At 61.6% G+C, this 23,845-nt stretch carries 18 protein-coding genes and 1 pseudogene; 10 read left to right on the top strand and 9 right to left on the bottom strand.

Translation table 11 applies throughout. The features are described from left to right. The first annotated feature begins 21 nt into the window (after nt 1-21). From ACYQ2I_RS16700 to ACYQ2I_RS16690, 3 genes are all read left to right on the top strand, one after another. Entirely contained in the window at nt 22-1,416 is a 1,395-nt protein-coding gene (locus tag ACYQ2I_RS16700; RefSeq protein WP_460168170.1) for an efflux RND transporter periplasmic adaptor subunit, read from the top strand. A gap of 38 nt (nt 1,417-1,454) precedes the next feature. After that, nucleotides 1,455-2,042, top strand: coding sequence for a glycine cleavage system transcriptional repressor (locus ACYQ2I_RS16695; protein WP_460168169.1), 588 nt, complete (start codon nt 1,455-1,457; stop codon nt 2,040-2,042). Between the two features lie 67 nt (nt 2,043-2,109). Further along, nucleotides 2,110-3,483: a PFL family protein gene (locus ACYQ2I_RS16690; RefSeq protein ID WP_460168168.1), complete on the top strand. Its 1,374-nt coding sequence runs from the start codon at nt 2,110-2,112 to the stop codon at nt 3,481-3,483. A 321-nt stretch (nt 3,484-3,804) separates the two neighbouring features. Here ACYQ2I_RS16690 and ACYQ2I_RS16685 read toward each other — a convergent pair. Then, nucleotides 3,805-4,257 (bottom strand): annotated as a pseudogene (locus tag ACYQ2I_RS16685) (site-2 protease family protein); the annotation flags it as partial. 745 nt (nt 4,258-5,002) lie between these two features. Here ACYQ2I_RS16685 and ACYQ2I_RS16680 point away from each other — a divergent pair. Further along, entirely contained in the window at nt 5,003-6,460 is a 1,458-nt protein-coding gene (locus tag ACYQ2I_RS16680; protein WP_460168167.1) for a hypothetical protein, read from the top strand. Nucleotides 6,461-6,503: 43 nt separating this feature from the next. Here ACYQ2I_RS16680 and ACYQ2I_RS16675 read toward each other — a convergent pair whose 3' ends face one another. The 3 genes from ACYQ2I_RS16675 to ACYQ2I_RS16665 form a co-directional block, all read right to left on the bottom strand. After that, nucleotides 6,504-7,019: a PH domain-containing protein gene (locus ACYQ2I_RS16675; RefSeq protein ID WP_460168166.1), complete on the bottom strand. Its 516-nt coding sequence runs from the start codon at nt 7,017-7,019 to the stop codon at nt 6,504-6,506. A gap of 66 nt (nt 7,020-7,085) precedes the next feature. Then, nucleotides 7,086-8,108 (bottom strand): Gfo/Idh/MocA family protein, encoded by a 1,023-nt coding sequence (locus tag ACYQ2I_RS16670; RefSeq protein WP_460168165.1) that lies wholly within the window; start codon nt 8,106-8,108, stop codon nt 7,086-7,088. A gap of 163 nt (nt 8,109-8,271) precedes the next feature. Continuing rightward, nucleotides 8,272-9,768 (bottom strand): rhamnulokinase, encoded by a 1,497-nt coding sequence (locus tag ACYQ2I_RS16665; protein ID WP_460168164.1) that lies wholly within the window; start codon nt 9,766-9,768, stop codon nt 8,272-8,274. A 600-nt stretch (nt 9,769-10,368) separates the two neighbouring features. Between ACYQ2I_RS16665 and ACYQ2I_RS16660 the strand changes: the two genes are divergently transcribed. After that, nucleotides 10,369-11,274 carry a phosphoadenylyl-sulfate reductase gene (locus tag ACYQ2I_RS16660; protein WP_460168163.1) on the top strand — a complete coding sequence of 302 codons (906 nt, stop codon included), beginning with the start codon at nt 10,369-10,371 and terminating at the stop codon, nt 11,272-11,274. 146 nt (nt 11,275-11,420) lie between these two features. After that, nucleotides 11,421-11,858 (top strand): RrF2 family transcriptional regulator, encoded by a 438-nt coding sequence (locus ACYQ2I_RS16655; protein WP_460168162.1) that lies wholly within the window; start codon nt 11,421-11,423, stop codon nt 11,856-11,858. Between the two features lie 112 nt (nt 11,859-11,970). Here the strand turns inward: ACYQ2I_RS16655 and ACYQ2I_RS16650 are convergent, their stop codons facing one another. The 4 genes from ACYQ2I_RS16650 to ACYQ2I_RS16635 form a co-directional block, all read right to left on the bottom strand. Continuing rightward, the gene (locus ACYQ2I_RS16650; protein ID WP_460168161.1) at nt 11,971-13,869 is read right to left on the bottom strand and encodes a methyl-accepting chemotaxis protein; all 1,899 of its coding nucleotides are present in this window, start codon (nt 13,867-13,869) and stop codon (nt 11,971-11,973) included. A 575-nt stretch (nt 13,870-14,444) separates the two neighbouring features. Continuing rightward, on the bottom strand, nt 14,445-15,281 hold the full coding sequence (locus ACYQ2I_RS16645; protein WP_460168160.1) for a metal ABC transporter permease: 837 nt from the start codon (nt 15,279-15,281) through the stop codon (nt 14,445-14,447). Next, entirely contained in the window at nt 15,278-16,153 is an 876-nt protein-coding gene (locus ACYQ2I_RS16640; RefSeq protein WP_460168159.1) for a metal ABC transporter ATP-binding protein, read from the bottom strand. Before ACYQ2I_RS16640 ends, ACYQ2I_RS16645 begins: the two co-directional genes overlap by 4 nt. Before the next feature lie 56 nt (nt 16,154-16,209). Beyond that, nucleotides 16,210-17,106: a metal ABC transporter solute-binding protein, Zn/Mn family gene (locus ACYQ2I_RS16635; RefSeq protein ID WP_460168158.1), complete on the bottom strand. Its 897-nt coding sequence runs from the start codon at nt 17,104-17,106 to the stop codon at nt 16,210-16,212. Between the two features lie 423 nt (nt 17,107-17,529). On the opposite strand from ACYQ2I_RS16635, the gene ACYQ2I_RS16630 reads away from it, so the two are divergent. Next, nucleotides 17,530-19,113, top strand: a complete 1,584-nt coding sequence (locus ACYQ2I_RS16630) for an outer membrane protein assembly factor BamB family protein (RefSeq protein WP_460168157.1) — start codon at nt 17,530-17,532, stop codon at nt 19,111-19,113. A 96-nt stretch (nt 19,114-19,209) separates the two neighbouring features. On the opposite strand, the gene ACYQ2I_RS16625 is transcribed toward ACYQ2I_RS16630, so the two are convergent. Next, the gene (locus tag ACYQ2I_RS16625; RefSeq protein ID WP_460168156.1) at nt 19,210-20,523 is read right to left on the bottom strand and encodes a UDP-glucose dehydrogenase family protein; all 1,314 of its coding nucleotides are present in this window, start codon (nt 20,521-20,523) and stop codon (nt 19,210-19,212) included. Between the two features lie 518 nt (nt 20,524-21,041). Here ACYQ2I_RS16625 and ACYQ2I_RS16620 point away from each other — a divergent pair. From ACYQ2I_RS16620 to ACYQ2I_RS16610, 3 genes are all read left to right on the top strand, one after another. After that, nucleotides 21,042-22,049, top strand: a complete 1,008-nt coding sequence (locus ACYQ2I_RS16620) for a sensor histidine kinase (RefSeq protein WP_460168155.1) — start codon at nt 21,042-21,044, stop codon at nt 22,047-22,049. A 255-nt stretch (nt 22,050-22,304) separates the two neighbouring features. Next, the gene (gene folD, locus ACYQ2I_RS16615; protein WP_460168154.1) at nt 22,305-23,195 is read left to right on the top strand and encodes a bifunctional methylenetetrahydrofolate dehydrogenase/methenyltetrahydrofolate cyclohydrolase FolD; all 891 of its coding nucleotides are present in this window, start codon (nt 22,305-22,307) and stop codon (nt 23,193-23,195) included. Nucleotides 23,196-23,474: 279 nt separating this feature from the next. Further along, nucleotides 23,475-23,828 (top strand): DNA-directed RNA polymerase subunit alpha C-terminal domain-containing protein, encoded by a 354-nt coding sequence (locus tag ACYQ2I_RS16610; protein WP_460168153.1) that lies wholly within the window; start codon nt 23,475-23,477, stop codon nt 23,826-23,828. Nucleotides 23,829-23,845: the final 17 nt, after the last annotated feature.

The raw sequence follows: 23,845 nt of genomic DNA, 5'->3' as shown, positions 1-23,845 counted from the left end.
GCACGCGGGAGCAAGACACCGATGATCGGGGAAATCAAGGTCAAGCGAACGACGTCGCGCCGGTTGATTTGGGGCGTTGCCGGAGTGGCGGCAATCGTGGTCGTCGTGTGGATGGTCTTCGGCGGCACGGGAGGTGCGGAGGTCGAAGTCGTCCGCACGCGACGCGGTCCGATCCGCGAGGTGGTCGAAGAGCGCGGGATGACCCGTTTGCCCGAAACGCACGAGATCACGATGCCGATCAGCGGGCGGGTGGAGCGAATCGCCCTCCGCGAGGGAACGCCCGTCGAAAAGGGGCAGGTCGTCGCCAAGCTGGTCGATCTCGACATCCAGTTACCCGTCCAGCAGGCGCAGGCCGCGGTCGATCGATTGGAAGCCGCCATCAAACGGAACGCCGATACGACCGTCGAGACGACGGCGTTGGCGCAAGCCCAGAAATTCGTCGAGTCCATGCAGGCGACCGTCGACGCGGCAAAGGCGCGCGTCGAAGCCGGTGAGGCCCAATTCAATTATGCCGAAGCGAACTTCGGACGCGTTCAGAAGCTCTATCAGTCGAACGTGCAAACGCAGGACGACCTCGACCGCGCATACCTGCAAAAGGTGCAGGCGGCGGTCAGCTATCGGCAGGATCGGCTCGTGTATGCCTCGTTGGTTGCCTTGCAGGCGGCCACCGACTTGATGCCGCAGCTCATTCGCCAATATATCGACCGCAAGCTGCTCACCCAGGCCGAGTTGGAGAAACAGCGGGCCGAAGCGACCGTCCAATTGCTCGCTGCACGCGAAAACCAGCGGCGGGCCGTGATGACCAGTCCGGTCGACGGTGTCGTCTTGAAGCGGTACGTCGACGACGAGCAATTCTTGGCCGCCGGTACACCGCTGTTGGAAATCGGAAACCTGGACGAACTCGAAATCGAAGCAGACATTCTCTCGTTGGAGGTGACCCGCATCCAGCCCGGGGATCCGGTCGAGATTTTCTTGGGGTCCACTTACCGACGACCTGCCGCACGCGGTAAAGTAGAGCGTATCTACCCGGCCGCGTTTACCAAGATCAGTTCATTGGGGGTCGAAGAACAGCGCGTCAAGGTGATCGTATCCCTGGAACCGGAAGAAATCCGGCGATTGCGCGCCGAATATCAACTAGGCGTCGGGTTCAGAGTGCGGGTGCGGATCGTCACCGACGAAAAGCAGGATGCGATCGTATTGCCGCGGTCGAGCGTCATCCGCAATGCGGCCGGTGATGCCTACGTGTTCGCGGTCGAAAACGGCCGACTCGTTCGGCGTCCGGTAGAGTTGGGGCTTCGCAACGATGAGTTGGTCGAGATCGTCGAGGGAGTCGGTGCGGGCGACCTCGTGCTTCGCTCGCCCGATTTGACGGCCGAGGCCGGCACGAAAGTCCGGGCCGTCGAATTGGAATACTGAAACGAAGACTCGTTCCCGTAGGGAGGGCCGAAACGCCCATGATGACACGTTACGAACACGTCTACGTCGTCGATGTCATGTCGAATGACCGGCCCGGGATCGTGGCGGCGGTCAGCAGAGCCATCGAGTCGATGGGAGGGAACATCGACTCGTGCAGCCAGACGGTTTTGGGCGGGTATTTCACGCTGATTATGATCGCCAGCCTGCCCCAACCGGTCGATCCGGAGGAGCTCGGCGACCAGGTCAGGAAAGCCGGAGGAAGCTCGGAGTACCAGGTCCTCGTCCGCAAAGCCGACGCCGAGTCGCCCGATGCCGGGAAAAAGCCGGTCGATCGCTTCGTCATCACGGCGTTCGGAAAAGACCAGTCGGGGATCGTCCGGCGGTTCAGTCAGTATCTGGCAGGCAAGGACATCAATATCCTCGACCTGTACGGCGATCGGTCGGGTGACGAGTTCGTGCTCATCGGTCAGGTCGAGGTGCCCCGTCAATGGGACATCCGACTGCTTCAAGCCGACTTGGAAGAAATGGGGCGGGAACTCGGCTTCACCGTGAAACTTCAACATGAAAACGTGTTCGTCGCCACGAACGAATTACGATTGAGCCACAGCAATATCGAACCGCGGTGATCCCATTTTCGGGGATTACGTCTTCGGGGCTTCCTGACGAATCAGCCTATCCACCAGCGAAACAGCCATGTTGCGAACCGACCAGATTCTATCGACGATCGAAATGCTGCACGCCGAACATCTCGACGTGCGAGCGGTGACGTTGGCCTTGAACATCGAGGATTGTGCCGCGCCCAATGCCGACCACATGTGTCGCAAGCTTTACTCGAAAATCACCAGCCGGGCCAGTCGGCTCGTCGAAGTGTGCGACCAGGTGGGGGCGAAGTACGGGATTCCCGTCATCAACAAGCGGCTGGCGATCTCGCCCGCCTCGACCATCTTGGCCGGACACGGCCAGGCGGCGGCGCTGCAAGTTGCGCAAACGCTCGACGAGGCGGCTGCAAAGTGCGGTGTCGATTTCGTCGGCGGATTCACCGCCTTGGTGCAAAAAGGCATTTCACAGGGCGATCAGGTCGTCATCGACAGCCTGCCGCAAGTTCTGGCGCAAACGAAAAAGGTGTGCGCCTCGGTGAACGTGGCGACACGTCGCGCGGGCATCAATATGGACGCCGTCCGCCGCATGGGCGAAGTCATCATCGAAACCGCCGCGGCCACCGCCGATCAAAAAGGGTTCGGTTGCGCCAAGCTGGTCGTTTTTGCAAACATCCCCGAAGACAACCCCTTCATGGCCGGGGCCTACATGGGGGCCGGGGAACCCGAGGCAACCGTCAATATCGGTGTTTCGGGTCCGGGAGTCGTGTGCAGCGCATTGCGCCGACGTCTTGAACGCGGCGAGCCGGTGACGCTGGGAGATTTGGCCGAGGAAATCAAGATTACGAGTTTTCGTGTGACCCGCGTGGGTGAGTTGATCGGCCGCGAAGTCGCCGCGGAACTGGGCTTGGCTTTCGGCATCGTCGATTTGTCGTTGGCCCCCACGCCGCAGATCGGGGACAGCGTGGGCGAAATCCTCAAGACGCTCGGCATCCAGAACATCGGTGCACCGGGATCGACGGCCGCCGTCGCCATGCTCAACGATGCTGTGAAAAAGGGCGGGCTGTTCGCCTCGAGTTCGGTGGGAGGCCTCAGCGGCGCGTTCATTCCCGTAAGTGAAGATTCGACACTTGCCGATGCCGTGGCGCAGCACCACTTGTCACTCGAAAAGCTCGAAGCGATGACGTCGGTCTGTTCCGTCGGCTTGGATATGGTCCTCATCCCCGGCGATACGTCGGCGGAGACCGTTGCCGCGATCATTGCCGACGAGATGGCCATCGGCGTCATCAACGACAAGACGACCGCCTGCCGTTTGATCCCCGTTCCCGGTGCGAAGGCGGGCGAGATCGTCGATTTCGGCGGGCTGTTCGGTCGTGCGCCGGTCATCGAGCTTCGCAACAATGGTGCGGGCGACGCCTTCGTCCGCTTCGGCGGTCGCATCCCCGCCCCCTTGCAATCGCTCAAGAATTGACGGTGCCGCTTGTGCGAGAACCGGTACGTCTGCATCGGCGGCGGGTACTTGCACGTACCACTCTTTGGGCTGTTCTTCCGGCGGCTCGGGAATGCTCAGGGGGTTCGGAGTGAACCCTACGATCAAAAAGGCCAACGTCGCCCAACCCAGGATCGTGCGCCCCCATCCGAGCGGAACATGGTCGTTACACGTGGGCGGATGGGCCGGTCCCATCCACATCAGCAAAAAGAGCATCAACAACCAGCCCCACAGCCCGAACAAGACGACCGCCGCCGTGGCACCCCACAAAATGGCCATCGCCACGCCATGCGCACGGCGGCGCAGCAGTGCGTATAGGATGTGGCCTCCGTCGAGTTGACCGATCGGAAACAGGTTCAGCGCGGTGATCAACAGGCCCACCCAACCGGCGAATCCCAACGGACCGATGAATAGTTCGTAGCCTTCGGGGATCGGGCCGTGGATCAGTCGGGCCAGAATTTTGAACAACAGCGGTTCGCCGAGTTCGAAGCCGGTGCCCCGGAACACGTCGACTTTCGCGTTGAAAATACCGATCACGGTGAAGATCAGCGTGGGGACCAGGCCGGCTAACGGCCCGGAAATGCCGATGTCGAACAGCGCTTTGCGGTCGGGGATGCGAGAGTCCATCCCGATTACCGCGCCCAACGTGCCGATCGGCGTGAACGGCATCGGCAGGAAGATCGGGTAACTCGAATAGACGCCGTATCGCCGCGTCTGGAGAAAATGCCCCATTTCGTGGCACAGCAAAATGAACATCACCGCCGCCGAATAGATGGCACCGTAGTAGGGATCGAATCCACCGAAGGTGAGGCCCGAACCGGCGATGAACGTGCTCAAACAGGTGGCCAAGAACAAGATCACCGGCAGCGTCAAGCGCCGTTGCCGAGGCCGTACGGGAGGCCTTGGTTCGACGATTTCGGCGGTGACGATCTCGTCGTCTTCGTCGAGCGGTTTCAGCCGGAAGTCGGAACCGAGAATCATCGGTCGCGGCAACGGCGGCGGTGTATCGGTCGGGCCGTCCGGCGGAAACGGCGTATCGGGCTCCATTGGGGATTGAGGACGATCCATCGACATGCTCGTGTGTTTGTGTCTGCGGTTCGAACGGTGAGCTTGTCTCGGCGGAGACGGTCGGTGCGGGGCCGTCCTCCCGCGGCTTGCGCCCGTCGCCGCCGAGTTCATTCATCGTAGCCCTCACCGGCGACAAGGCCAACCTCGGCGGTAAAGTTTCGCTTGTCGGCAAGGGGCGACCTTCCCCTCTCCAGTGGTCTCGTCAAAGTTTTCGTGATCGAAGGGACCGGTTTATCTTCGGCGCCGAACAGGCGTTCGTTCGGCAGAAATCGCCTTGCATCACGTGAAGATGGTGTATGGTTGCTTGGGCGAACACGATGCCGGTGGAAAGACGGTCTTCCCGCCGGCGTCCCCACCACGTTCACAACCTACCCGGCAACCCCCCTGTTGCCGTTGCGGAAAGGACATCCGACCTTCACACGGGGATGAGACCATGCCGCGTATGGCAGCCGTTGTAGCCGTATTGGGGCTGACGGCGTTCTCGATCGGTTTCAACATCGTCCGCTATCCCGCCGTGCGCGATACGGCGGCGAAGCTGGCCGATGCCGCACCCCGTAGCGAAGTCGCTTCGACCGACGAACCGGCCGAACTCGATTCGGAGAAAGGTATCGCCGATACGCCTCGCCGCGAATCGAACAGTCGCCGAACGGTGCGACTCGATCAATCGAATTCGGAGACCGACGACACTACCGAGAGGCCGCTGGTCTCGTACACGTGGGGACCTTCGGACGACGATCGTTCGAAGGGGAGTTCACGTTCCGTCGAAGTGCAGCGGGTAGAAGCGCAAGAGCCCGATTGCTCGGTCACCGATCCGGCGACGACCGCCTGGAACGACGAATCGCCCGAATCGGACTCGCTCACACAAGAACAAAACGCCCTCGAGACCGCGGAAAACGCCGGTTTCGTCGGGGACCGCTACCGGGCGGAGACCGAATCGGCAACGTCCACTGAAGAATGCGACGAGCCGGATCTCACAACGCAGAAACCCCGGTCGAAAAACGGGCCGTCGAACCGAAAGAAAAACCGTCAGGCCGATGGGGTTCGGGAAACCGTGGCTGCCGACGAATCGGACGCAGAATCGGCAGGTAATGGGGATGCTACGGATCCCGAGGCGACGTCGGAATACAGCGGCATCGACGACACGGTGGACGACGGTTACTCGTATGCATCGCAACCGCAATCGCCTCGCGATGCCGACTACGCCGACGAACCGTATGCCGCGCAGACGGGCGCACACTACGGTTCCGATTACGAAACGGCCACGCGATCGTCGGCCGAAACGGCGTCTGCCGGTACTTGGATCGAGGCATATCGTCGGGCCGTCGATCATCAGTTGACGCCCCAAAATACGGTCGATCGGGGGATTCTCAGCTACAACGCCCCGCAGCGTGAAGCGGCGCCCCCCGAAACTTCGCCGTCGAGTCGTGAAAGCGGTGCACCGAATGCGATCGTTCCCCTGGAGCCGGTTTCCGACACGTGGCCGGAAGACGCAGTGCGATCGCCGACTCGAACCGGCAGTCCGTACGCAAACGGGCAGACGACGTACGACCGCCAGGCAAGCATCGAGGACGTCGGCCCGCTCGTGCCGATCGCGCGTCCGGCGAAAGAACGGGCCGCCCCCCTGGGCACGATGTTGGCGGCCGACAGTCCGTCCGATTCTGTTCGGGACGGTTCGCCGGTATTGAGTCTTGATCGTCGGGCGCGTGAAGCCGATACGCCTCTCGCCGAGGATCACGAGGCGTTGCCGCCGACGGCGCGCGAAGAAGATACCGCGATCACATTGGTACGGCGGTTGCCGCCGCTCGACGCCGTCGCACCGTCGCCGTATGCCTACGATGCGGGCCTGTCGGCCGATGCGCCGATTCCATACTATCCGGCTACCGGCCGTTGAACATGACCGGCGTTCGCAGATTTCTCGAACCCGCGAGCGCCGATCACGCTTTGGCCTGGTCGGCCGTCTCCACGGTTTCCGACTCGGCCGAGGGTCGATTCAGCACGCTGGAGATCGACTCGACGGCTTTCTTCGTTCGCTCGCAATTGGCGAGAAACGTTTCGGGAATCCACACCGCCGGTAGTCGAAACACTTCGCGGCCCGCTTGCCGGAAGACGACATCACCGCACCGCAAGCCCGCCTGACCCGGCAGTCGTTCGATTTCGACCGAATCGAATGCGTCGAAGTCCAACGCAGCGACCTCGCGGGCGGGAAAGCCGGCAACGACCACCACCCGCGACGTCGTTATGCGGTAACGCCTCGCCACCCAGGGGATCAGGCGTCGGAAATACAATGCCAACGCAACCGGAATGCCTGCGATCGAAAGCAAGGGGTGCGTTTCCCACAGCTTGCCGACCCAGCGGCCCGAAGGCCACATGCCGATCGACGGCCAGGCTTCGTAAACCAGGGACTCGGCGACGGGGAGTTTCGTACCGCGGGCGGAAGATTCTCGACTCATCGTTGTCACAAATTTGGAGATCAAGGGAATCGTCACGGCCGCGACGCACGCGGCAAGCTCTCCAAATTATACGCGAACCGCCTTGCGCTTGACGACCGACTCCGTCTGTTTGTGCGCCAATTTCAGGGCGTCCAAGGCGAGCGAACCGTCGAGGAAGGCCGAGGTTTCCCCCTTGGCGATGCAGCGGGCGACCTCTTTCATCTCGGCGGCGAAGTCGTCGACCGGATCGCCGCCTTTGAGCTTGGGACGCCGCACGCGTCCGTCTTCGGTAAGGACGGTGACCGGCAGCTCGGCCCACGAATCGAACACCAGCGTTGCTTTTTCGAGGTGGATTTCGTAGGCGTTCGTGAACGGACGCCCCTGCTGGTTGATGACGCCGCTGGTGGCCGTGACGACCAGGTTCGGGTCGTCGTACAGGAACTGCGAGCTGAAGTACTCGGCGACCTCGCCGCGCATTCGACCGACGCTTTGCACGCGCTTGGGCATGCCGAACAACAATCGGATGAAATGCGCATCGTGGATGTGCAAGTCGATCGCTGGGCCGCCGCAAACCTTGGGATCGTAGAAGTGGGGCAGCCACAGGGGATCCGAAATCACGCGGGTGAAGTGGCCGCCGAGCAGTTTACCGTACTTGCCCGACACCACCGCCTTGTATGCGAAGTTGTACGCCGCGAAGAAGGGCAGCACGTGACCGATGAGAAGTTGTTTGCCCGCCTTCCGGGCGGCCTTGACCATGCTTTGGGCCTCGGGAACGGTCAGGGCGATCGGCTTTTCGCAAAACACGTGTTTGCCCGCCTCGAGCGCCGTGATGGTCGCCTGCGGATGCAGCGACGGCGGCAGGCACACGTCGATCACATCGACGTTCGGATCGGCGACGATATCTTCCAGGTTTTCATAAGTTGCGATCCCCGACAGGTTCATCTTGCGGCCCTTGGGGCCGAAGTTCCCCTTGATGTCGCGCCAATCGCCTTCCAGTCGCTTGCGGATCTTTTCACAGATCGCCACGACCTTCACGCCCCGCACCCGCTGGTACGCCAGGTAGTGGATCATGCCCATGAATCCGATGCCGACGATACCCACGCGGACCATGACGAAACCTCCTGTAGTCTTGAAGTCGGTCGGCGGGCGCCACACCACGATGCACCGTCGCCCGCATGTTCGAAACAAAAGAAACGCCGCCCGGTTTGCATTCCGAGCGGCGTTTATTGTGGCCTATCGGTTCGTCGCAATCAATCGAACGGCGGTGCGAACCTTACGCCTGCCGGCACACGGTCAGGTAGCGCTCGTAGGCGTCATCCCAGGCGGCGGTATTCTGCGGTTCGTACTCGTCCAGCGGGAAGCTGTCGCGGATGACCTGTCGGGCCTCGGCGATCGTCGAAACTTCACCGGCCGCCAGGGCTTGAACCATCAGGTTGCCGATGGCGGTCGCCTCGACCGGTCCTGCGGCGACGGGACGGCCGCACGCGTCCGCCGCGGCTTGGCACAGCAGCTTGTTCTTCGTTCCGCCGCCGACGATATGAATCCGCTCGATCCGCTTGCCGATGAGCGTTTCGCACATTTCCAACACCTCGCGGAACCGGAAGGCGATGCTGTCCAGTGCGCAGCGCAACACGGCACCTTCGGTGTCGGGGATTTGCTGACCCGTCCGCTTCGTGAATTCGCGGATCGTTTCCGGCATGTTCGACGGTGTGAGGAAGTCGCGGGCGTCGGGGTTGATGAACGATACCAGCGACGGGGCCGACGCAGTCATCCGGTTCAGGTCTTCCCAATCCCAGTCGTTGCCCGCCTCGTTCCACACGCGACGGCACTCCTGCACCAGCCACAATCCGGTGATGTTCTTGAGCAGGCGGATGGTGTTTCCTACACCGCCTTCGTTCGTGAAGTTGAGTTCCAGCGCCTTGTCGTTCACGACCGGCCGAGGCGACTCAACCCCCATCAAGGCCCATGTTCCCAGGCTGATGTAACACCAGTCGGGGATTTCGCCGGGCTTGCTGTCGGCCGGAACGGCGGCCACGGCGCTGGCCGTGTCGTGCGAGCCGGGCAGGACGACCTCGGCGGCCGAAAGATGCGTCGCTTCGGCGACCGACGGCCGCAGTTTGCCCAGGTTCGTACCGGGAGGAACGACTTCGCCGAGAATCGACGTGGGTAAACCGAATTTCTCGAGCAGCTCGGTGGCCCAGCGGTTTTCGACCGGATTGAAGAATTGCGACGTGGTGGCCTCGGTGTATTCGTTGCACGCGTTGCCGGTGAGCATCCAATGGAACACGTCGGGGATCATCAACAGCTTGTCGGCGGCGGCCAATTGCGGCGAATTTTCGACCTTCATTGCCAACAATTGGTACAGCGTGTTCAACTGCAAGAATTGAATGCCCGTGTGACGGAAGATTTCTTCCTTGGGCACGATCGAGAAGGCCTTTTCGAGCATGCCGTCGGTTCGCGGATCCCGATAGTGCCGGGGATTGCCCAACAATTCTCCGGCCGCATCGAGCAGTCCATAGTCGACCCCCCAGGTGTCGACGCCTACCGAGACGATCTTCTCACCGTACTTCGTTCCGGCGGCGGTGAGACCGTTGCGAACGTGTTGCCACTGGCCGAGGACGTCCCAATAGAGCTTGTCGAGCACTTCGACCGGCCCGTTGGGGAACCGGTAGACCTCTTCGAGAATGAGCTTGCGTCCGTCGAAACGGCCGACCACGTGGCGGCCGCTCGAAGCTCCCATATCGATCGCCAAGAACGCCTTTTCGGCCATCGTGTACGTTCCTCCTCGGTATGCCTATTGCCGGATGTAAGAACGAGACAGGTTCGTCCGCCGGAATCCCAGCCTCTACCGGCGGAGACGACGAGGACCGGTCGGCTGGGGCAAAAGCCGTCCGCCCCGGTTCGTACCGCGTCATCGTGAACGGTGCGACAAAGGGCGTCAAGCCCCGGACCTTGTCGCAAATAGTGAGGTTCGTTCCGGGAACCGGGTGCGAATTCCGGTCGGCGCGGCGCAGGCGGTCTGAATTCCGTTATGGCGGTTTGCCAAAGTGTCTTCTCGGCAGGGGAAAGCGTCCTCCGGTTCCCCGTCGGGCCGGTCGGGCCGTAGCAATCAGGCGATTTACAGCATCGTCGGGCGACACAGTTCTAAGGTGTTATCCCCCAAATTAGGGGAAATGCGGCAGTTGCGGCACCTCTGTTCCGCTACGTGGTCCGGCTTCTTTGATGCGGTAGATAAGCGAAAAGACGGGTTAAGGCGAATCGACCGGTTCGACCGATACAATCGGCAGGCGGTATCTTGCGTTTGTTTATCAACAATTGTATGATTGGATCGAGCGAGGGATGAAGAGCGGTTTCGCCGAGGAGAAAGGTCATGGCCAACGTCATCTTGGAGGCGACGGGAGCCCAAATGGACAACAATCGTGATAAAATTACTAATGACGCTGCGCCTGCGGTCCAAAAGACCGCTTGCGGCGGTTGCTCCGAGGACCGGCATCGCGAGACGGCGGCCCGGGCGACTCCGCAGGTCCGCGTCCCCACCGAGGAAGAGTTGGCGTTTCTCGCCGAGGCCGACCGGCGGCTTGAGCCGTTGACCGCCGAAGAGCGTTTGGCCTGGGCGGTGGAGCACTACTTTCCTCGATTGACGATGGCCACGGCCTTCGGTCCCGAGGGCTGCTTGATCTTGTCGTTGTTGGCGAAGATCGAGCCGCGCGTGCGGGTGTTCAACCTGGATACCGGTTATCAGTTCCAGGAAACGATCGATACCCGCAATCGCATCGCCGAAAAATACGGGATCGAGGTCGAGTTGGCGCAACCCGATCAAACGGTCGAAGAATTCGAAGCGGCGCACGGCGGGCCGTTGTACGAGACGGACCCCGACCGGTGCTGCTTCTTGCGAAAGATCGTCGTGTTGCGTCGGGAAATCGTCGGGTACGAGGCGTGGATCAGCGGGATTCGTCGGGATCAAAGCCCGCACCGGGCCAATGCACCGATCGTCGGTTGGGACAAGAAATTCGGCTTGGTCAAGCTGAATCCCCTTGCCGATTGGACGAAAGCCCAGGTGTGGAAACGCATCCTCGACGAGGGAGTGCCGTACAATCCGCTGCACGATCGCGGGTATCCCAGCGTGGGATGTAAGCCGTGCACGCGACCGGTGCTGCCCGGCGAGGATGAGCGGGCCGGACGTTGGAGCGGACGCGGCAAGACCGAGTGCGGGTTGCACCTGGCCGACGAACCGCCGGCCGACGCACAACCCCCGGAGAAATACTCCACCTTGTGATCCGTCGGGCGAGTGGTTCCCGCGGTGCGGCGTCGAACAGCCCGGCACGATCGAGACGGCAAGCACAATCGGATGGACCGGTATCGATCGCCGGTAACGCGGACAACCGAACGACAGTCCACTGATCCAAGCGACGGATGGTCTCCATGAAGATTTCAGCGAAAACCGAATATGCGTGTGTGGCGATGCTCGAGTTGGCGTCGCGATACGGGTCGGGGGAGCCGATCCGTATCCGCAAGATCGCCGAGCGGCACGCCGTACCGCCGCGTTTTCTGGTTCAAATCCTGCTGCAACTCAAGGGTGCGGGATTGGTTACCAGCACGCGGGGGGCGGCCGGGGGATACCACCTCGTCGTGCCGCCCGACAAGGTCACGCTCGGGCAGGTGATGGACGTGATCGAGGGCAAAGGCGCCGAGGGAAACGGCTTCGTGGCCAGTTCGTCGCCCGACTCGCCTGCCGTCAAAGCCCTGGCCGCCGCGTGGAATCGCGTGCGGCAGAAGGAAAAGGAAATGCTCGACCAGATCACCTTCGCCCAGTTGCTGGAAGATGCGCGGCAACACGACACGCAGATGTACTACATCTGACCGTCGTTTGTCGGCGAACGTCATTCGGTATTTCGGTGCGAACATGAAAACGCCCCCGGCAGCAGCGGCTTCCGAGGGCGTTTTTCGATTGTCGGGAAATCGTCGCGGCCGATCAGGCTTCCGTTTCGACCGCTGCCGGTTCGACATCCGTACCCGTCCGGAACTGGCTGACGAGCTCTTGCAACGCCGTTGCCTGAGCCCCTAGTTCTTCGCTGCTGGAGGCCAATTCCTCACTGCCGGCCGCCGATTGCTCGGTGACTTCCATGATGTTCGAGACCGCCCGCGAGATTTCTTCGGCACCGGTCGCCTGTTCGACGGTGGCGGTGGCAATCTCGCCGATCTTGCCGGCCGTCTGCGTGACGCCCTCGATGATCTGTTGGAGGGCTTCGGCGGTTTGCTGGCTGAGGACGACGCCTTCTTCCACACGCTCGGTCGAATCCTTGATCAAGCGAGTGATTTCGTCGGCAGCCTGGTTCGACCGTTCGGCCAGCTTGCGGACCTCGTCGGCGACGACGGCGAAGCCCATGCCGTGTTCGCCCGCCCGGGCTGCTTCGATTGCCGCGTTCAAGGCCAACAAGTTCGTCTGGCTCGCGATCTCCGAAATGACCTGGATGATCTCGGCGATTTGTTGCGAGCTGTTGCGGATGAGATCCATCGCCTCGGTCGACTTGCGGACGGCCTCGCCCCCTTGCTCGGCCAGATGATTCGTCTGCCGGGCGATGCGGTCGGCCTCTTGGGCGTTTTCTTTGACCGCCTCGATCGAACGGGTCAATTGCTCGATCGAAGCATTCATCTCTTCGACCGCGGCCGATTGTTGTTGCGCGCCGCCGGCCAAGCTTTGCGAGCTTTCGGCGACCACGCGGGAACCTTCGGCGAACTGCATGGCGCTTTCGGTGATTTCGCGGATCGCCGCCCGCACCGATCGAATCGCCCGGTTTAGGGCCTCGGCCATGTCGCCCAGTTCGTCGTTCGACGACACGTGCGTTTCCTGCGTGTAGTCTCCCTCGGCGACGCCGGTGAGGACCTTGACGACCTCGCGCACCGCACCGGTGACCGATCCGGCGATCCACCACGCCAAGCCGAGTCCGCCGATCGCCGCCGCCAAAGCCACCATGGCGACCGCCCACTGGCAACCGGCGGCGAACGAACGTGCCGAGTCTTGCGCTTCGGCGACGACCTCGCCGACGAGCGTTTCCAAGCCTTCGGGGCCTTCGCCCAGGTTTTCGCAGATTTGCGCGCGGACGACGTCGAATTGTTCGTTCAGTTTGTCTTGTTGCGAGGCGATCGTAAGCAGCTGGACGGAGTCGTCCCGCACCTTTTGCCCGCGAGCGAAATACTCGTTCACGGCCTTGCGGAGATCGGCGGGCAGAGTTGCCGCCGCCTCGGTCGCCGTTTTCTTGACTTCATCGAACTGGCCGGCGAGCGTGGAAACTTCGTCGCTTCCGCGTTTCATGACCATCCATTGGAGGGTTTCGTAGGCGGCGTCGACGGCCTCCGCGGTCCGGCGGGCGGCGTCCGCTTCCTTACCCTTGTGCGACTCGGCAAATTCCGTCAGTTGATCGCAGGTCGCGTCTGTCAAGGGATCGACGGCTTCCATTTCTTTGGCAGGATTGGCCACGAGTTCGACGTACTGCTTTTGCAGGACAGCCATCTGGTCGGCAAGACCGAGCAATTGGGCGAACGCCTCTTGAGCACGTTGGACCGCAGCGGCCGTTTTCTCGCCCGCAGGATAGATCGTCTCTCCCGCTCGTTCCGTATTCCACAGCTCGAGCATCGATTTTCCGGCATATTCCCCGCGTTCGACCGTCTTCGACGCGAAGACGTCCGTCCCTTCGGTGATTGCTGTGCAGAACATCTCGAAGGCCGCGGCGGCATCGTCGATTTCCGACATCAGGGTATCGATTTCGGCAGGATCACGGGCCGATCGCAGGGCCTCGGTGGCCGCGTCCAGGTCTTGGGCGGCGATTCGGGCTTCCATCGCCATATCGAGCAGGGGAACCTTTTCGACCATGATCGTCTCTTGGGTCGAGAGAGTGGGGAACTCACGGCCCAATAACCCAGCGCGCCGACGACGACCAACGCCGCAACGAGCACGCCCGAAAGCGTGTAGAGTTTCTTCCCGACTGTGATTCTCATCCGTCAACCTCCTGGAAAGGGTAGGTGAGTGAGTGATTGGGGGGCGAATTGCACGAACACAAAGAAATCGCGCGAATCGTGTTTCCTCGAAACGATAGATCGCAATTCGTGCGCCTGACGGAAAAATAGCGGGCGATAGTCTAGGCCCTTTTTTGGGAAGGAAAGGTCGTGTCAGAGGCGAAAGAGGGTAGTTTTCGCGCGTCGGCTTCGAAAAAGTGGGGTCGTAAGGATGGTCGGACTTGAGATACGCCGAGAGGAAACCCCGGCATCTCCCCCGATCAGCCGGGTGTATGCGTGGTATTCGCGGCAAGCGGCACAGTCGCTACGTTCGGATACCCACGTCGAGGAATCGGGATTTTTTCAGGATTTCCAGCATGCAAAGTGCCGGAAAAAGCGATTTCGTCGGTGAAGCTAAAGGGTTCTCCGATCGCCGCGATTCCGCGATGCGGTTCACCTGCGCGACCACAGCGTGCCGACGACATAGACGCCCGCGGCCGAAAGAACGATCGCCGCTTCGGGACTGACGGCCGTTCCGTACACGGCGATGCGAGGCAACGTCGTCAGAACCAGTGACAGGACGGTTGAGAGCAGCATAAGCCGCTTCATGCTTTGCACATAGTGGCCGGCGGTCGCCGCCGGAAGCGTCAGCAACGCGATGACCAAGATCAGACCCACCACCTGCGTCAGGCAGATGACCGTCAACGCGACCAGGCACAGCAAGAGCATGTTGGTTCCCAGCACCGAGATGCCCTGCAATTCGGCCTGTTCCGGATCGAGACATACCGCCATCAATCGCTTGTGGCACGAGAGGACGGTGACCAGCACGATCAGGTCCAAACATCCGATCCAAACGATTTGACGCCAATGAACGAACGATAGGCTGCCGAACAGGTAGCCGATCAGCTCGCCTTGATAGCCGGGCGTGAACTTGCTCAGCAGGACGCCGACGGCCATGCCCACCGCCCACATGGCGCCGATGAGGGTATCGGTCCCTTCGTGCATGTGATGCCGCAACCAGGCGATGAGAACGGCCGCGATCAGGGCTGCCGCGGTGGCTCCGTAGAGCGGATCGCACCAGGCGAAGTATTGCGGAAAGCGATGGGAAAGGAACAAGGCCGCCCCCACGCCGCCCACGGCGATATGGGCGATCGCTCCGCTGAGAAAGGTAATTCGCCGGGTGACGACGTACGGACCGACGCATCCGCAGGCGACCGCGGCCAGGATGCCCGCGAGCAGCCCCGTCAGCAAGAACGGGTTCACCGTCATGTCGGCAAAGAAGTCGATCACGGCGACTCTCCTGGCGACGGTTCGGGGCGGTCGGTCGATGTGTGCGTGTCGGGCTCGCAACCGTGTCCGCAACCGGGATCGGCCAGCGGACACGAGGAATCGTGGGCCACCACCCGCACGTGATCGTGGTAGAGGTGCGAGTACGTCTCGAGGCTGATTTCGTCGGCACGGTGGACGGTAAGGCGACGATTCAGGCACGCGACGCGTTTCAAGTGCGTCGAGATGAACGAGACGTCGTGGCTGACGATGACGATCGGCAGGCGTCGGTTTAGTTGATGGAGCAGGTCGTTGAGGTTCTCTTCGACGTAGGGGTCGATGCCGGCGGTCGGTTCGTCGAGGAGGAGGATTTCGGCCTCGGCGGCGAGCGCCCTGGCGATGAGGACGCGTTGCCGCTGTCCGCCCGACAGCGTATCGAGGCGGCGGCCGGCCAGGTCGGCCGTGCCCGTCTGTTCCAACACGGCCATGGCGATCTCACGATCCCGCTTGGCGTAGCGAAAACCCCATCGGGAACGCCCGACGCGACCGGTGAGCACGACGTCGAGCACGGTCGCGGGCACGTGGTCGTCGATTTTCGCGTGCTGGGGGACGTAGCCGACGCGGTGCCGGTTTTCGGCGGGGGAACCGCCGAGGACGGTGATGCGGCCGCGGTCAGGAACGAGTAGACCGAGAATCAATTTCAACAGGGTCGTTTTCCCGCCCCCGTTCGGGCCGATCACGCCCAGAAAGTCGTCGGCCGACAGCGTGAACGAGACGTCCTCCAGCACCGGGCGCCGTTCACCCCGCTGCATGTACGAAAACCACACCCCTTCGACGGCCAACACGATCTCGGAAGGCCGTGGCTCGCCGGATTGTACCGCCTGCGATGCGTTCACCGTCGTTTGCCGATCGACAAGGGGCGAAAGAATCGTTTTCTCGGACGAAGGGCCGATCACCTGCCGCCGGACGACCGCGCAGCAGAAAGTGTGTCGGCCAAGGTGCGCAATACCGTCGGCACGTCTTCGGCCAACGGATCGCACGAAACCGTCTTCAATCGGGCCGATTGCGCTACCGCCTCGACCGCGGGCGACGTGATTTGCGGTTGCACGATCAATACCTTCAGTGTCGCTTGGGCGGCTTCTTCCTGCAACCGGCTCAAGGTGCGATCGTCGGGCGGTTTGCCGTCTTGCTCGACGGCCGTTTCGATCAGCCCGTATTCCTCGGCAAAGGCGCCGTAGGCCGGGTGATAGACGAAGAAGCGTTCTCCCCGAAGCGGCGCGAGCTTTTCGCGCAACTCGGCGTCCAAGGCGTCCAACTCGCGGATCGTTCGTTCGGCGGCGGCGCGGAATTCTGCGGCGTGTGCGGGAGACAGTTCGCCGAAAAGCGCTGCCAGACGCTCGGCTTCGGCCTTCAACCACGCGATGCTGAGCCACACATGCGGGCCGTGGTCGTGGTCATGTGAGTGGTCGCCGGATGCTTCTTCAGAATCGTGAGTGCATTCAGGGGCTCCGGCGACGCGAATCGCGTTCGATTCGAGCAACGAGCGACACCACGGCGCCTGCTCGAACGGCATGCCGATCGGCAGGAACACGTCGGCCTGCATCAGGCGGGTGATCTGGGCGTCGGTCGGATGAAATGCGTGCGGGTTGACGCCCGAGTCGACCAGGCAAAAGACCTCGACGCGATCGCCGCCGATTTTCTTGACCAACCACGCCTGCGGCGGCACGCTGACGGCAACCCGGAGCAGACCGTCGCGGCGCGCCGTGTCGTGACCGAACCGACAGCCGGAGAGAACGGCTGCCAACGGTACGAGCAAGCAGATCAACATGCGGATACGGGATCGCGGCACCGGAATGATCCTCTCGGTCATTTTGCGTGCTGAGGTGTCGGCGAGTTGACCGGAGCGATCGAGACCGTCGGTATCGCTTCGCCCCGCAAATAGAGGACAAGTTTGATTCGTGGACCGTGTCCCCGTTTGGGGATGTCTTTTCACTAACCGATTGTACGGGAAGGCCGAGAAACCGGTAAGGGATTCCGAGTGGGCTCGTGCGGGGGGGCTGCACCCGCATTGCGGAACCGGCTGCGTCGATTGCCGGTTTTCAGCACAGTCAGCCGCTTCCATCCGGTACTAGGCCCGATCATAATACGGCCACAAACAAGACGTCGCGGAAAGGGACGCATGACGCAGGATCGAAATTTGCGAAACGGAAATACCGAGAGCCTCGGCGATCGGTGGGGAAAATGATTGTGAAACCTCATGGGGGAAAGATGGATGTCTTGGAAACACGTACGTGCCTGGATGTTCGTGTTGACGTGTACCGTCGGACTGGTCGCGATCGGTTGCGCGAAACCGTCGGGTTCCGAACCGGCGGAAACGCGGGCTGAGGGGGACACCGCGACGACCGCCGTAGACGAAACGACGGCGGCCGACGAAAGTGTTCCGCAACCGGCTGCGGAAGATCAAGGTGCAGAGAGCTCGGGGGCATCCGCTGAGAGCCCGGCAGAGCCGACCGAACAGCCGCAGGCGACCGACGAAATCAACCCGTCGGAAGCCGCGCCGTCACAGCCGTCGGCACCGGTTCAACAACCGGCATCCGAGACGAACGAAGAGGCCGAACCGGCGCCGGCCGAGCCGCCTGTTGCCGAGGCGATGTCTGCCGGCGAAGGGACGCCTGCTTCCGCCGCGAACGGTTATTGGCCTCGCTTCCATGGGCCGAATCAGGACAATATTTCGACCGAGACCGGATTGCTCGACCAATGGCCCGAAGAGGGGCCGCCGTTGCTCTGGACGGCCGAGGGGATCGGTGAAGGCTTCGCAACCGTGGCGATCGACCAAGGCCGCATTTTGACGGCGGGAAACATCGAGGAAGATATGGTCGTCACCTGCCTCGATCTCGAGGGCAACATCGTTTGGCAGACGAAGGCCGGCGAAGCCTGGACGGTCAACTTTCCCGGCTCGCGCGGCACGCCCGTGATCGACGGCGATCGCGTCTACTTCGAAGGACCCTCGGGATACCTGGCGTGTCTGAAGTTGGAGAACGGCGAAACGATTTGGAGTGTGAACATCCTCGATAAATTCGGAGGAAAGGTTCCCAAGTGGGCATTGGCCGAATCCGTTCTCATCGACGGGAACAAGGTCATCTGCACGCCCGGCGGGCCGAACACGTGCGTGGTTGCGCTCGACAAAATGACCGGCGAGGTCGTGTGGCAGTCGGAATCGGCCGACGGCGACGAAGCCAGTTACGCGACGCCCGTGCTGGCCGAATACCAAGGTCTGCGGATGGTCATCACGATGACCGCCAAGGCGGTGGTGGGCGTCGACGCCGATACCGGGCATCTCTTGTTCCGGCATCCGCACGAAACGAAATACGATGTCAATGCGGCGATGCCGATCTTCCACGACGGGAAGGTGTTCGTGAGTACCGGGTACGGAGCCGGTTCGCAGTTGATCAAGCTCACCGTCGACGGAAAGAACGTGACCGTCGAGCAAGTATGGGAAAACAAAGAACTCGACAATCACCACGGCGGCGTGATCCTGTACGAAGGTTACCTGTATGGGGCGAACTTCAAGCAGGAATGGATGTGCCTCGATTGGGAAACCGGCGAAACGAAGTACAAGGAACGCGGCGTCGGCAAGGGTTCCGCCACGTTGGCCGAAGGCTTGCTCTACACGTTCAGTGAGAACCGAAAGCTGGGTATCGTGAAGGCCACGCCCGAAGGCCACGCGGTGATCAGCCAGTTCGAGATTCCTTCGGGAGGAAGCGGCAAGTCGTGGGCGCACCCGGTCGTTTGCGGCAAGCGTTTGTACATTCGCCACGGTAACTATTTGTACGTCTACGACATTGCCAAAAAGTGACGTCGAGTTCGAAATTGCTTTCGGAGTCGAAAAGAAACGCCGCGAGGAAACCGTTCCCCGCGGCGTTGTTGCTTCGTGGTAGGCGGTATTCGTCGGCTACGGTCGCACCGGCGGCCGGCCGATGCTGTAGTACGTGAATCCCAGCAATCGCATGCGGTTGGGATTGTACAAGTTGCGGCCGTCGAAGATGACGGGGCTGTTCATTTTCTCGCGGATGACGTCGAAGTCGGGTTGCACGAATTGCTTCCACTCGGTGACCACGGCCAAGGCGTCGGCACCCTCGAGAGCATCGTCGCGGCTGTCGCAATAGATCAACCGCTCGCCGTACAGCTTGCGGACGTTGTCCATCGCCTCGGGGTCATACACGCGGACCTGCGCGCCGTGTTTCAGCAATCCGTCGATCAACACCAGCGAGGGCGCCTCGCGGATATCGTCGGTGGCGGGCTTGAATGAAAGCCCCCACACGGCGATCGTCTTGTCCGAAAGCGCACCGCCGAAGTGTTCTCGAATCTTCCGTAAGAGCGTTCCCTTTTGGTATTCGTTGACCTCGTGGACGGAATCGAGGATGCGCGGCGACACATCGTGCGAGCGGGCGACGGCCGCCAAGGCGCGAACGTCTTTCGGGAAGCAACTTCCGCCGTACCCCGCCCCCGGGAACAGAAACGCGAACCCGATGCGGCTGTCGTGGCCGATGCCGCGCCGAACGTCGTTGATGTCGGCACCGGTGCGCTCGCAAATCGCGGCGATCTCGTTGATGAAGCTGATCTTCGTCGCCAGCATGGCATTGGCGGCGTACTTGGTCATCTCGGCGCTTTCGGGCGTCATGTGCAGGATCGGCTTGTCCGTCCGCAGGTACGGTTGGTAAAGCTCCCACAGACGCTCGAACACGGCATCACGGCGGGCACCGATGACGACCCGATCGGGCTTCATGAAGTCGTCGACGGCGGCGCCTTCTTTGAGAAATTCGGGGTTACTGGCGACATCGACCTGACGCCCCGTCAACTCGCGCAAGCGGGCCGTCACCGCGGCATTCGTGCCGACCGGGACGGTGCTTTTGACGACCACGACGGCATCTTCTCGCAAATGCGGTGCGATTTGATCGACCGCGGCGTGGAGATAGGAGAGGTCGACCGAACCGTCGTCTTGCGGCGGCGTGCCGACGGCCAAGAAGACGAGTTCGGCCCAAGCGGCCGCCTCGGCCAAGTCGGTCGTGAATCGCAGGCGTCCTTCTTCGGCATTTCGCCGAATGAGTTCTTCCAGTCCCGGTTCGTAGATGGGAACCTCGCCGCGATTCAACGCGTCGATCTTTTCTTCATTGCAATCGACACAAACGACGTCGTTTCCCGTCTCGGCAAAGCAGGTTCCGGTCACCAGCCCCACGTAGCCGGTCCCAACCATCGTGATTTTCACGGTCCGAACTCCTTGCCCCTGGGCGAATTTGTGGCTTCAAAAGCTGCCCCCACCTTTTGGGAGGGGATGTCTGCTGCGTCTTGGAAACATACCACACGAATAGGAACACGGGGCATCCGGTCGAAGCGGCCAAGAATTCGGCAATCGACCGGTTTCCCATTTTCCACCGAGCAGACATGTGCCACTTTAGTGGTATTGGCTTTTTGTCTGAAGTGGGGTAAAATGCCTAGCCGACAGAAGGGAATGCCTATCAGTCGCTACATGCAGCAAATACGATCGATTGTATGCTGTTTTTGCTCATTTTTTGGGCGGCTGGTGAAAAGTCGGCGACCGAGTTTCTCTGTGGCATGTTTGAATGACGATAAGGATGGCGCGTCGGCCGCGGAGAGGAACCAGGCGACGTGCCGTTCAAGACGGAAAGCTTCACGACGAACAGCACCGTTGACGTTGCCGCAACGAGGGGAGGATAGGAGGTTGACCCCAAGTCCGGCGATCCACGCCGGGGAAAGGCGGACACGGTGAATCCCGAGTCGGCGGTGATCTTTGCCGGCTGTGTTGCCGCGATGTGGGCGGCGATCAAAGCCGTTCGCCGAAGCAGACAGGGCGGCGTGCACTGGGCGCCTGCCCTTGCGTTCTTCGTTTTGGCCGTCCGCCAGTCGATTCTTTTCTGGGGAACGTGGACCGGTCGTTTCCAGGCGTCGTGGTCGCTCGAAGCGATGGTTCTCTTGGTGCCTGTCGTGTACCTGGTCGGCGATTGGTCGGGCGGGCAGTCGCAGACGTCGGCCGTGGCGCCGAGGGAACTTGAAGGCAAGTACGAAGAGCCGGTGTCCGTGGCAACGCGACGTGAGGCCCGCGAGTTGATTCATCGGCACGAACAAGAACAGCAGATGTTGGCCTACGAGATCCACGACGGTTTCGTGCAAGAGGCGGCTGCGGCGTTGATGAATCTTCAGGCGTGGCAAGCCCGGTCCGTCCAGAACGGTGAGGATGGAATCGAACTGATCGACCAAGCCGAACGGTTGTTGCGCGAGGCGATCGGCGATGCCCGTCGTTTGGTGCGTGGATTGCGACCGGCGCTTTTGGATGAAGGCGGTCCGGTGCCTGCGATCGAGAACTTCTTGCAAGAAACGGCAGCCCGTCATCCGGATATCGCCTTCGAGTTTGAGAATGAAACTCGCTTCCACCGTTTGCCGCTGCCGTTGGAGACCGCCGTTTTTCGCATTGTGCAAGAGGCCGTCAATAACGCGGTTCGGCATGCCCGGGCATCGAAAATCGTCGTGCGATTGGAGCAGGTGAACGACGACCTGGTGATCGAAGTGAGAGACGACGGACGCGGCTTCGATCCGCGAAACGTGCCCGTCGGTCATTTCGGCGTGGTCGGAATCTACGATCGGGCGGCCTCGTTCGGCGGACACGCCGAGATCGACTCCGCACCGGGGCGCGGTACGATTGTTCGCGCCGTATTGCCGCTGCGCGAGACGGATCGCACCCCCGAGTCGGAGTCGTCGCCTTCGCAGTATGCGTGAAAGCGGCAAGTCGCGTTTCGCTGTTTCTCGCGGGGCTGTGGTTTCTCCTCGAAAACGCATCGTATCTTGAGGAACTGCCCGGCGCGCGGTGTTCGCGCTTGCAATGGGCCGGTTACAATGAGCGGTCGATCGTATGCTCTCGCCGGCGGTCCGAGTCGTCGACCGCACAAACGAGTGAGCGACGCGTCCCCCCGCCTTTTCGACGGTTTGCCGTTGCACGCAAATTCGGGATTCGGGAAACAAAAAGGGAACACGATGGCGGCTGAAATCATCAGCGGGAAAGAAGTTGCCAAGGCAATCCGGAGCGAACTGGCCGAGGCCGTGTCCCGGCTCAAAGACGAAGTCGGTATCACCCCCGGCCTGGCGACCGTGCTCGTGGGGGACGATCCGGCCTCCGTGTCTTATGTGACTGCCAAGAATCGCACGTGCGCCGAGTTGGGGATGACGTCGTTTCATCACCATTTGGCCGCCGACACCGGCGAAGACGAATTGCTCGAACTGATCGACCGGTTGAACGGCGATCCGGCGGTGCACGGGATCTTGGTGCAACTTCCATTGCCCAAACACATTTCCGAATCGAAGGTGCTCAACGCGATCGATCCGAACAAGGATGTCGACGGGTTTCATCCGGTGAATGTCGGGCGGTTGTTGATCGGCGAGGAATTGTTTCCGCCGTGCACACCTGCGGGCGTCGTCGAATTGATCGCTCGCTCGGGAACGCCTCTGGAGGGTGCCGAGGTGGTCGTCGTCGGGCGCAGCAACATCGTCGGAAAGCCGGTCGCGGTCATGCTCATGCAGAAGCGCGAACGGGGCAATGCGACGGTGACCGTCTGCCACACGCGCACGAAAGATATCGCCGCCCATACGCGACGTGCCGACATTCTCATCGTAGCGGCCGGCAAGCCGAAGGCCGTCACAGCCGACATGATCAAGCCGGGCGCCACCGTCATCGACGTCGGGGTGAATCGGGTGGGGACGACGGCTTCCGGCAAGGCGAAGCTGGTCGGTGATGTCGATTTCGAACCCGCGTGCGAGGTGGCCGGGAAGATCACCCCGGTTCCCGGCGGCGTCGGTCCCATGACGATCACCATGCTGATGCGGAACACGCTGGAAGCGGCCAAGATCGCCGCCAAGTTGGGGGGGTGATGTTTTCCGGGCAAGACGCCGACTGTTCCGTCCCCTGTTGTGGGGGTGGCCCGGAATTTACTACCCGTTTTCCGGCGTTTCTGGTATATTGCTGGGATATTGCCGGTTGCCGTGCGCGGGCGCAATCCTTTTGCGATCATTGCTGTATGTCCTTTTGAAGTACGGGATTGCGGCGTGAGTTCGGCAACGCGTCGGGGGCAATGGGGCGAGCCGAGGTCGGCCGTCCGCCCGGTCTTGCGCTGTATCGTGTTGTCTCCAGTCTTGCCAAGGAGGGTACCGATGGGTTCGCGTATCCCCGTCAGTCAGGCGGCGTTGTATCAGCGAGAACTCGAAGAGAAGCTCGCCATGAGCACCGCCGAGATGGACTTGTCCGTCCGCACGACGAATTGTTTGGAAGAAAAAGGGATCGTTACCGTCGGGCAGTTACTTCAACGCGAGCCGAAAGATTTGCTGAGTATTGCGAACTTCGGGCAGAAGACGTTGGAGGAGGTGTACGAGGCGCTGGAGAAAATCGGTTTCTACCGCGCCAGTAAAGGTGTGACCGAAAACGGTATGCGGGTCGTTTTTCGGCCGACTCGTGAAGAGTTCAGTCACGCTCGCCGGTTGCGACCGAAGAAGTTTACCGACGGGTGACACGTTCGCCCGGCGAC

Source organism: Thermostilla marina (genome assembly GCF_054657455.1).
This window is presented reverse-complemented; position numbering and strand designations above follow the sequence as displayed.

Coding starts and splice junctions, on each gene's coding strand:
- ACYQ2I_RS16665 (WP_460168164.1), bottom strand. CDS start 9,768: ATGGCCGAAAAGGCGTTCTTGGCGATCGATATGGGAGCTTCGAGCGGC.
- ACYQ2I_RS16680 (WP_460168167.1), top strand. CDS start 5,003: ATGCCGCGTATGGCAGCCGTTGTAGCCGTATTGGGGCTGACGGCGTTC.
- ACYQ2I_RS16690 (WP_460168168.1), top strand. CDS start 2,110: ATGTTGCGAACCGACCAGATTCTATCGACGATCGAAATGCTGCACGCC.
- ACYQ2I_RS16650 (WP_460168161.1), bottom strand. CDS start 13,869: ATGGTCGAAAAGGTTCCCCTGCTCGATATGGCGATGGAAGCCCGAATC.
- ACYQ2I_RS16610 (WP_460168153.1), top strand. CDS start 23,475: ATGGGTTCGCGTATCCCCGTCAGTCAGGCGGCGTTGTATCAGCGAGAA.
- ACYQ2I_RS16695 (WP_460168169.1), top strand. CDS start 1,455: ATGATGACACGTTACGAACACGTCTACGTCGTCGATGTCATGTCGAAT.
- ACYQ2I_RS16655 (WP_460168162.1), top strand. CDS start 11,421: ATGAAGATTTCAGCGAAAACCGAATATGCGTGTGTGGCGATGCTCGAG.
- ACYQ2I_RS16675 (WP_460168166.1), bottom strand. CDS start 7,019: ATGAGTCGAGAATCTTCCGCCCGCGGTACGAAACTCCCCGTCGCCGAG.
- ACYQ2I_RS16700 (WP_460168170.1), top strand. CDS start 22: ATGATCGGGGAAATCAAGGTCAAGCGAACGACGTCGCGCCGGTTGATT.
- ACYQ2I_RS16630 (WP_460168157.1), top strand. CDS start 17,530: ATGTCTTGGAAACACGTACGTGCCTGGATGTTCGTGTTGACGTGTACC.
- folD (WP_460168154.1), top strand. CDS start 22,305: ATGGCGGCTGAAATCATCAGCGGGAAAGAAGTTGCCAAGGCAATCCGG.
- ACYQ2I_RS16660 (WP_460168163.1), top strand. CDS start 10,369: ATGGCCAACGTCATCTTGGAGGCGACGGGAGCCCAAATGGACAACAAT.
- ACYQ2I_RS16670 (WP_460168165.1), bottom strand. CDS start 8,108: ATGGTCCGCGTGGGTATCGTCGGCATCGGATTCATGGGCATGATCCAC.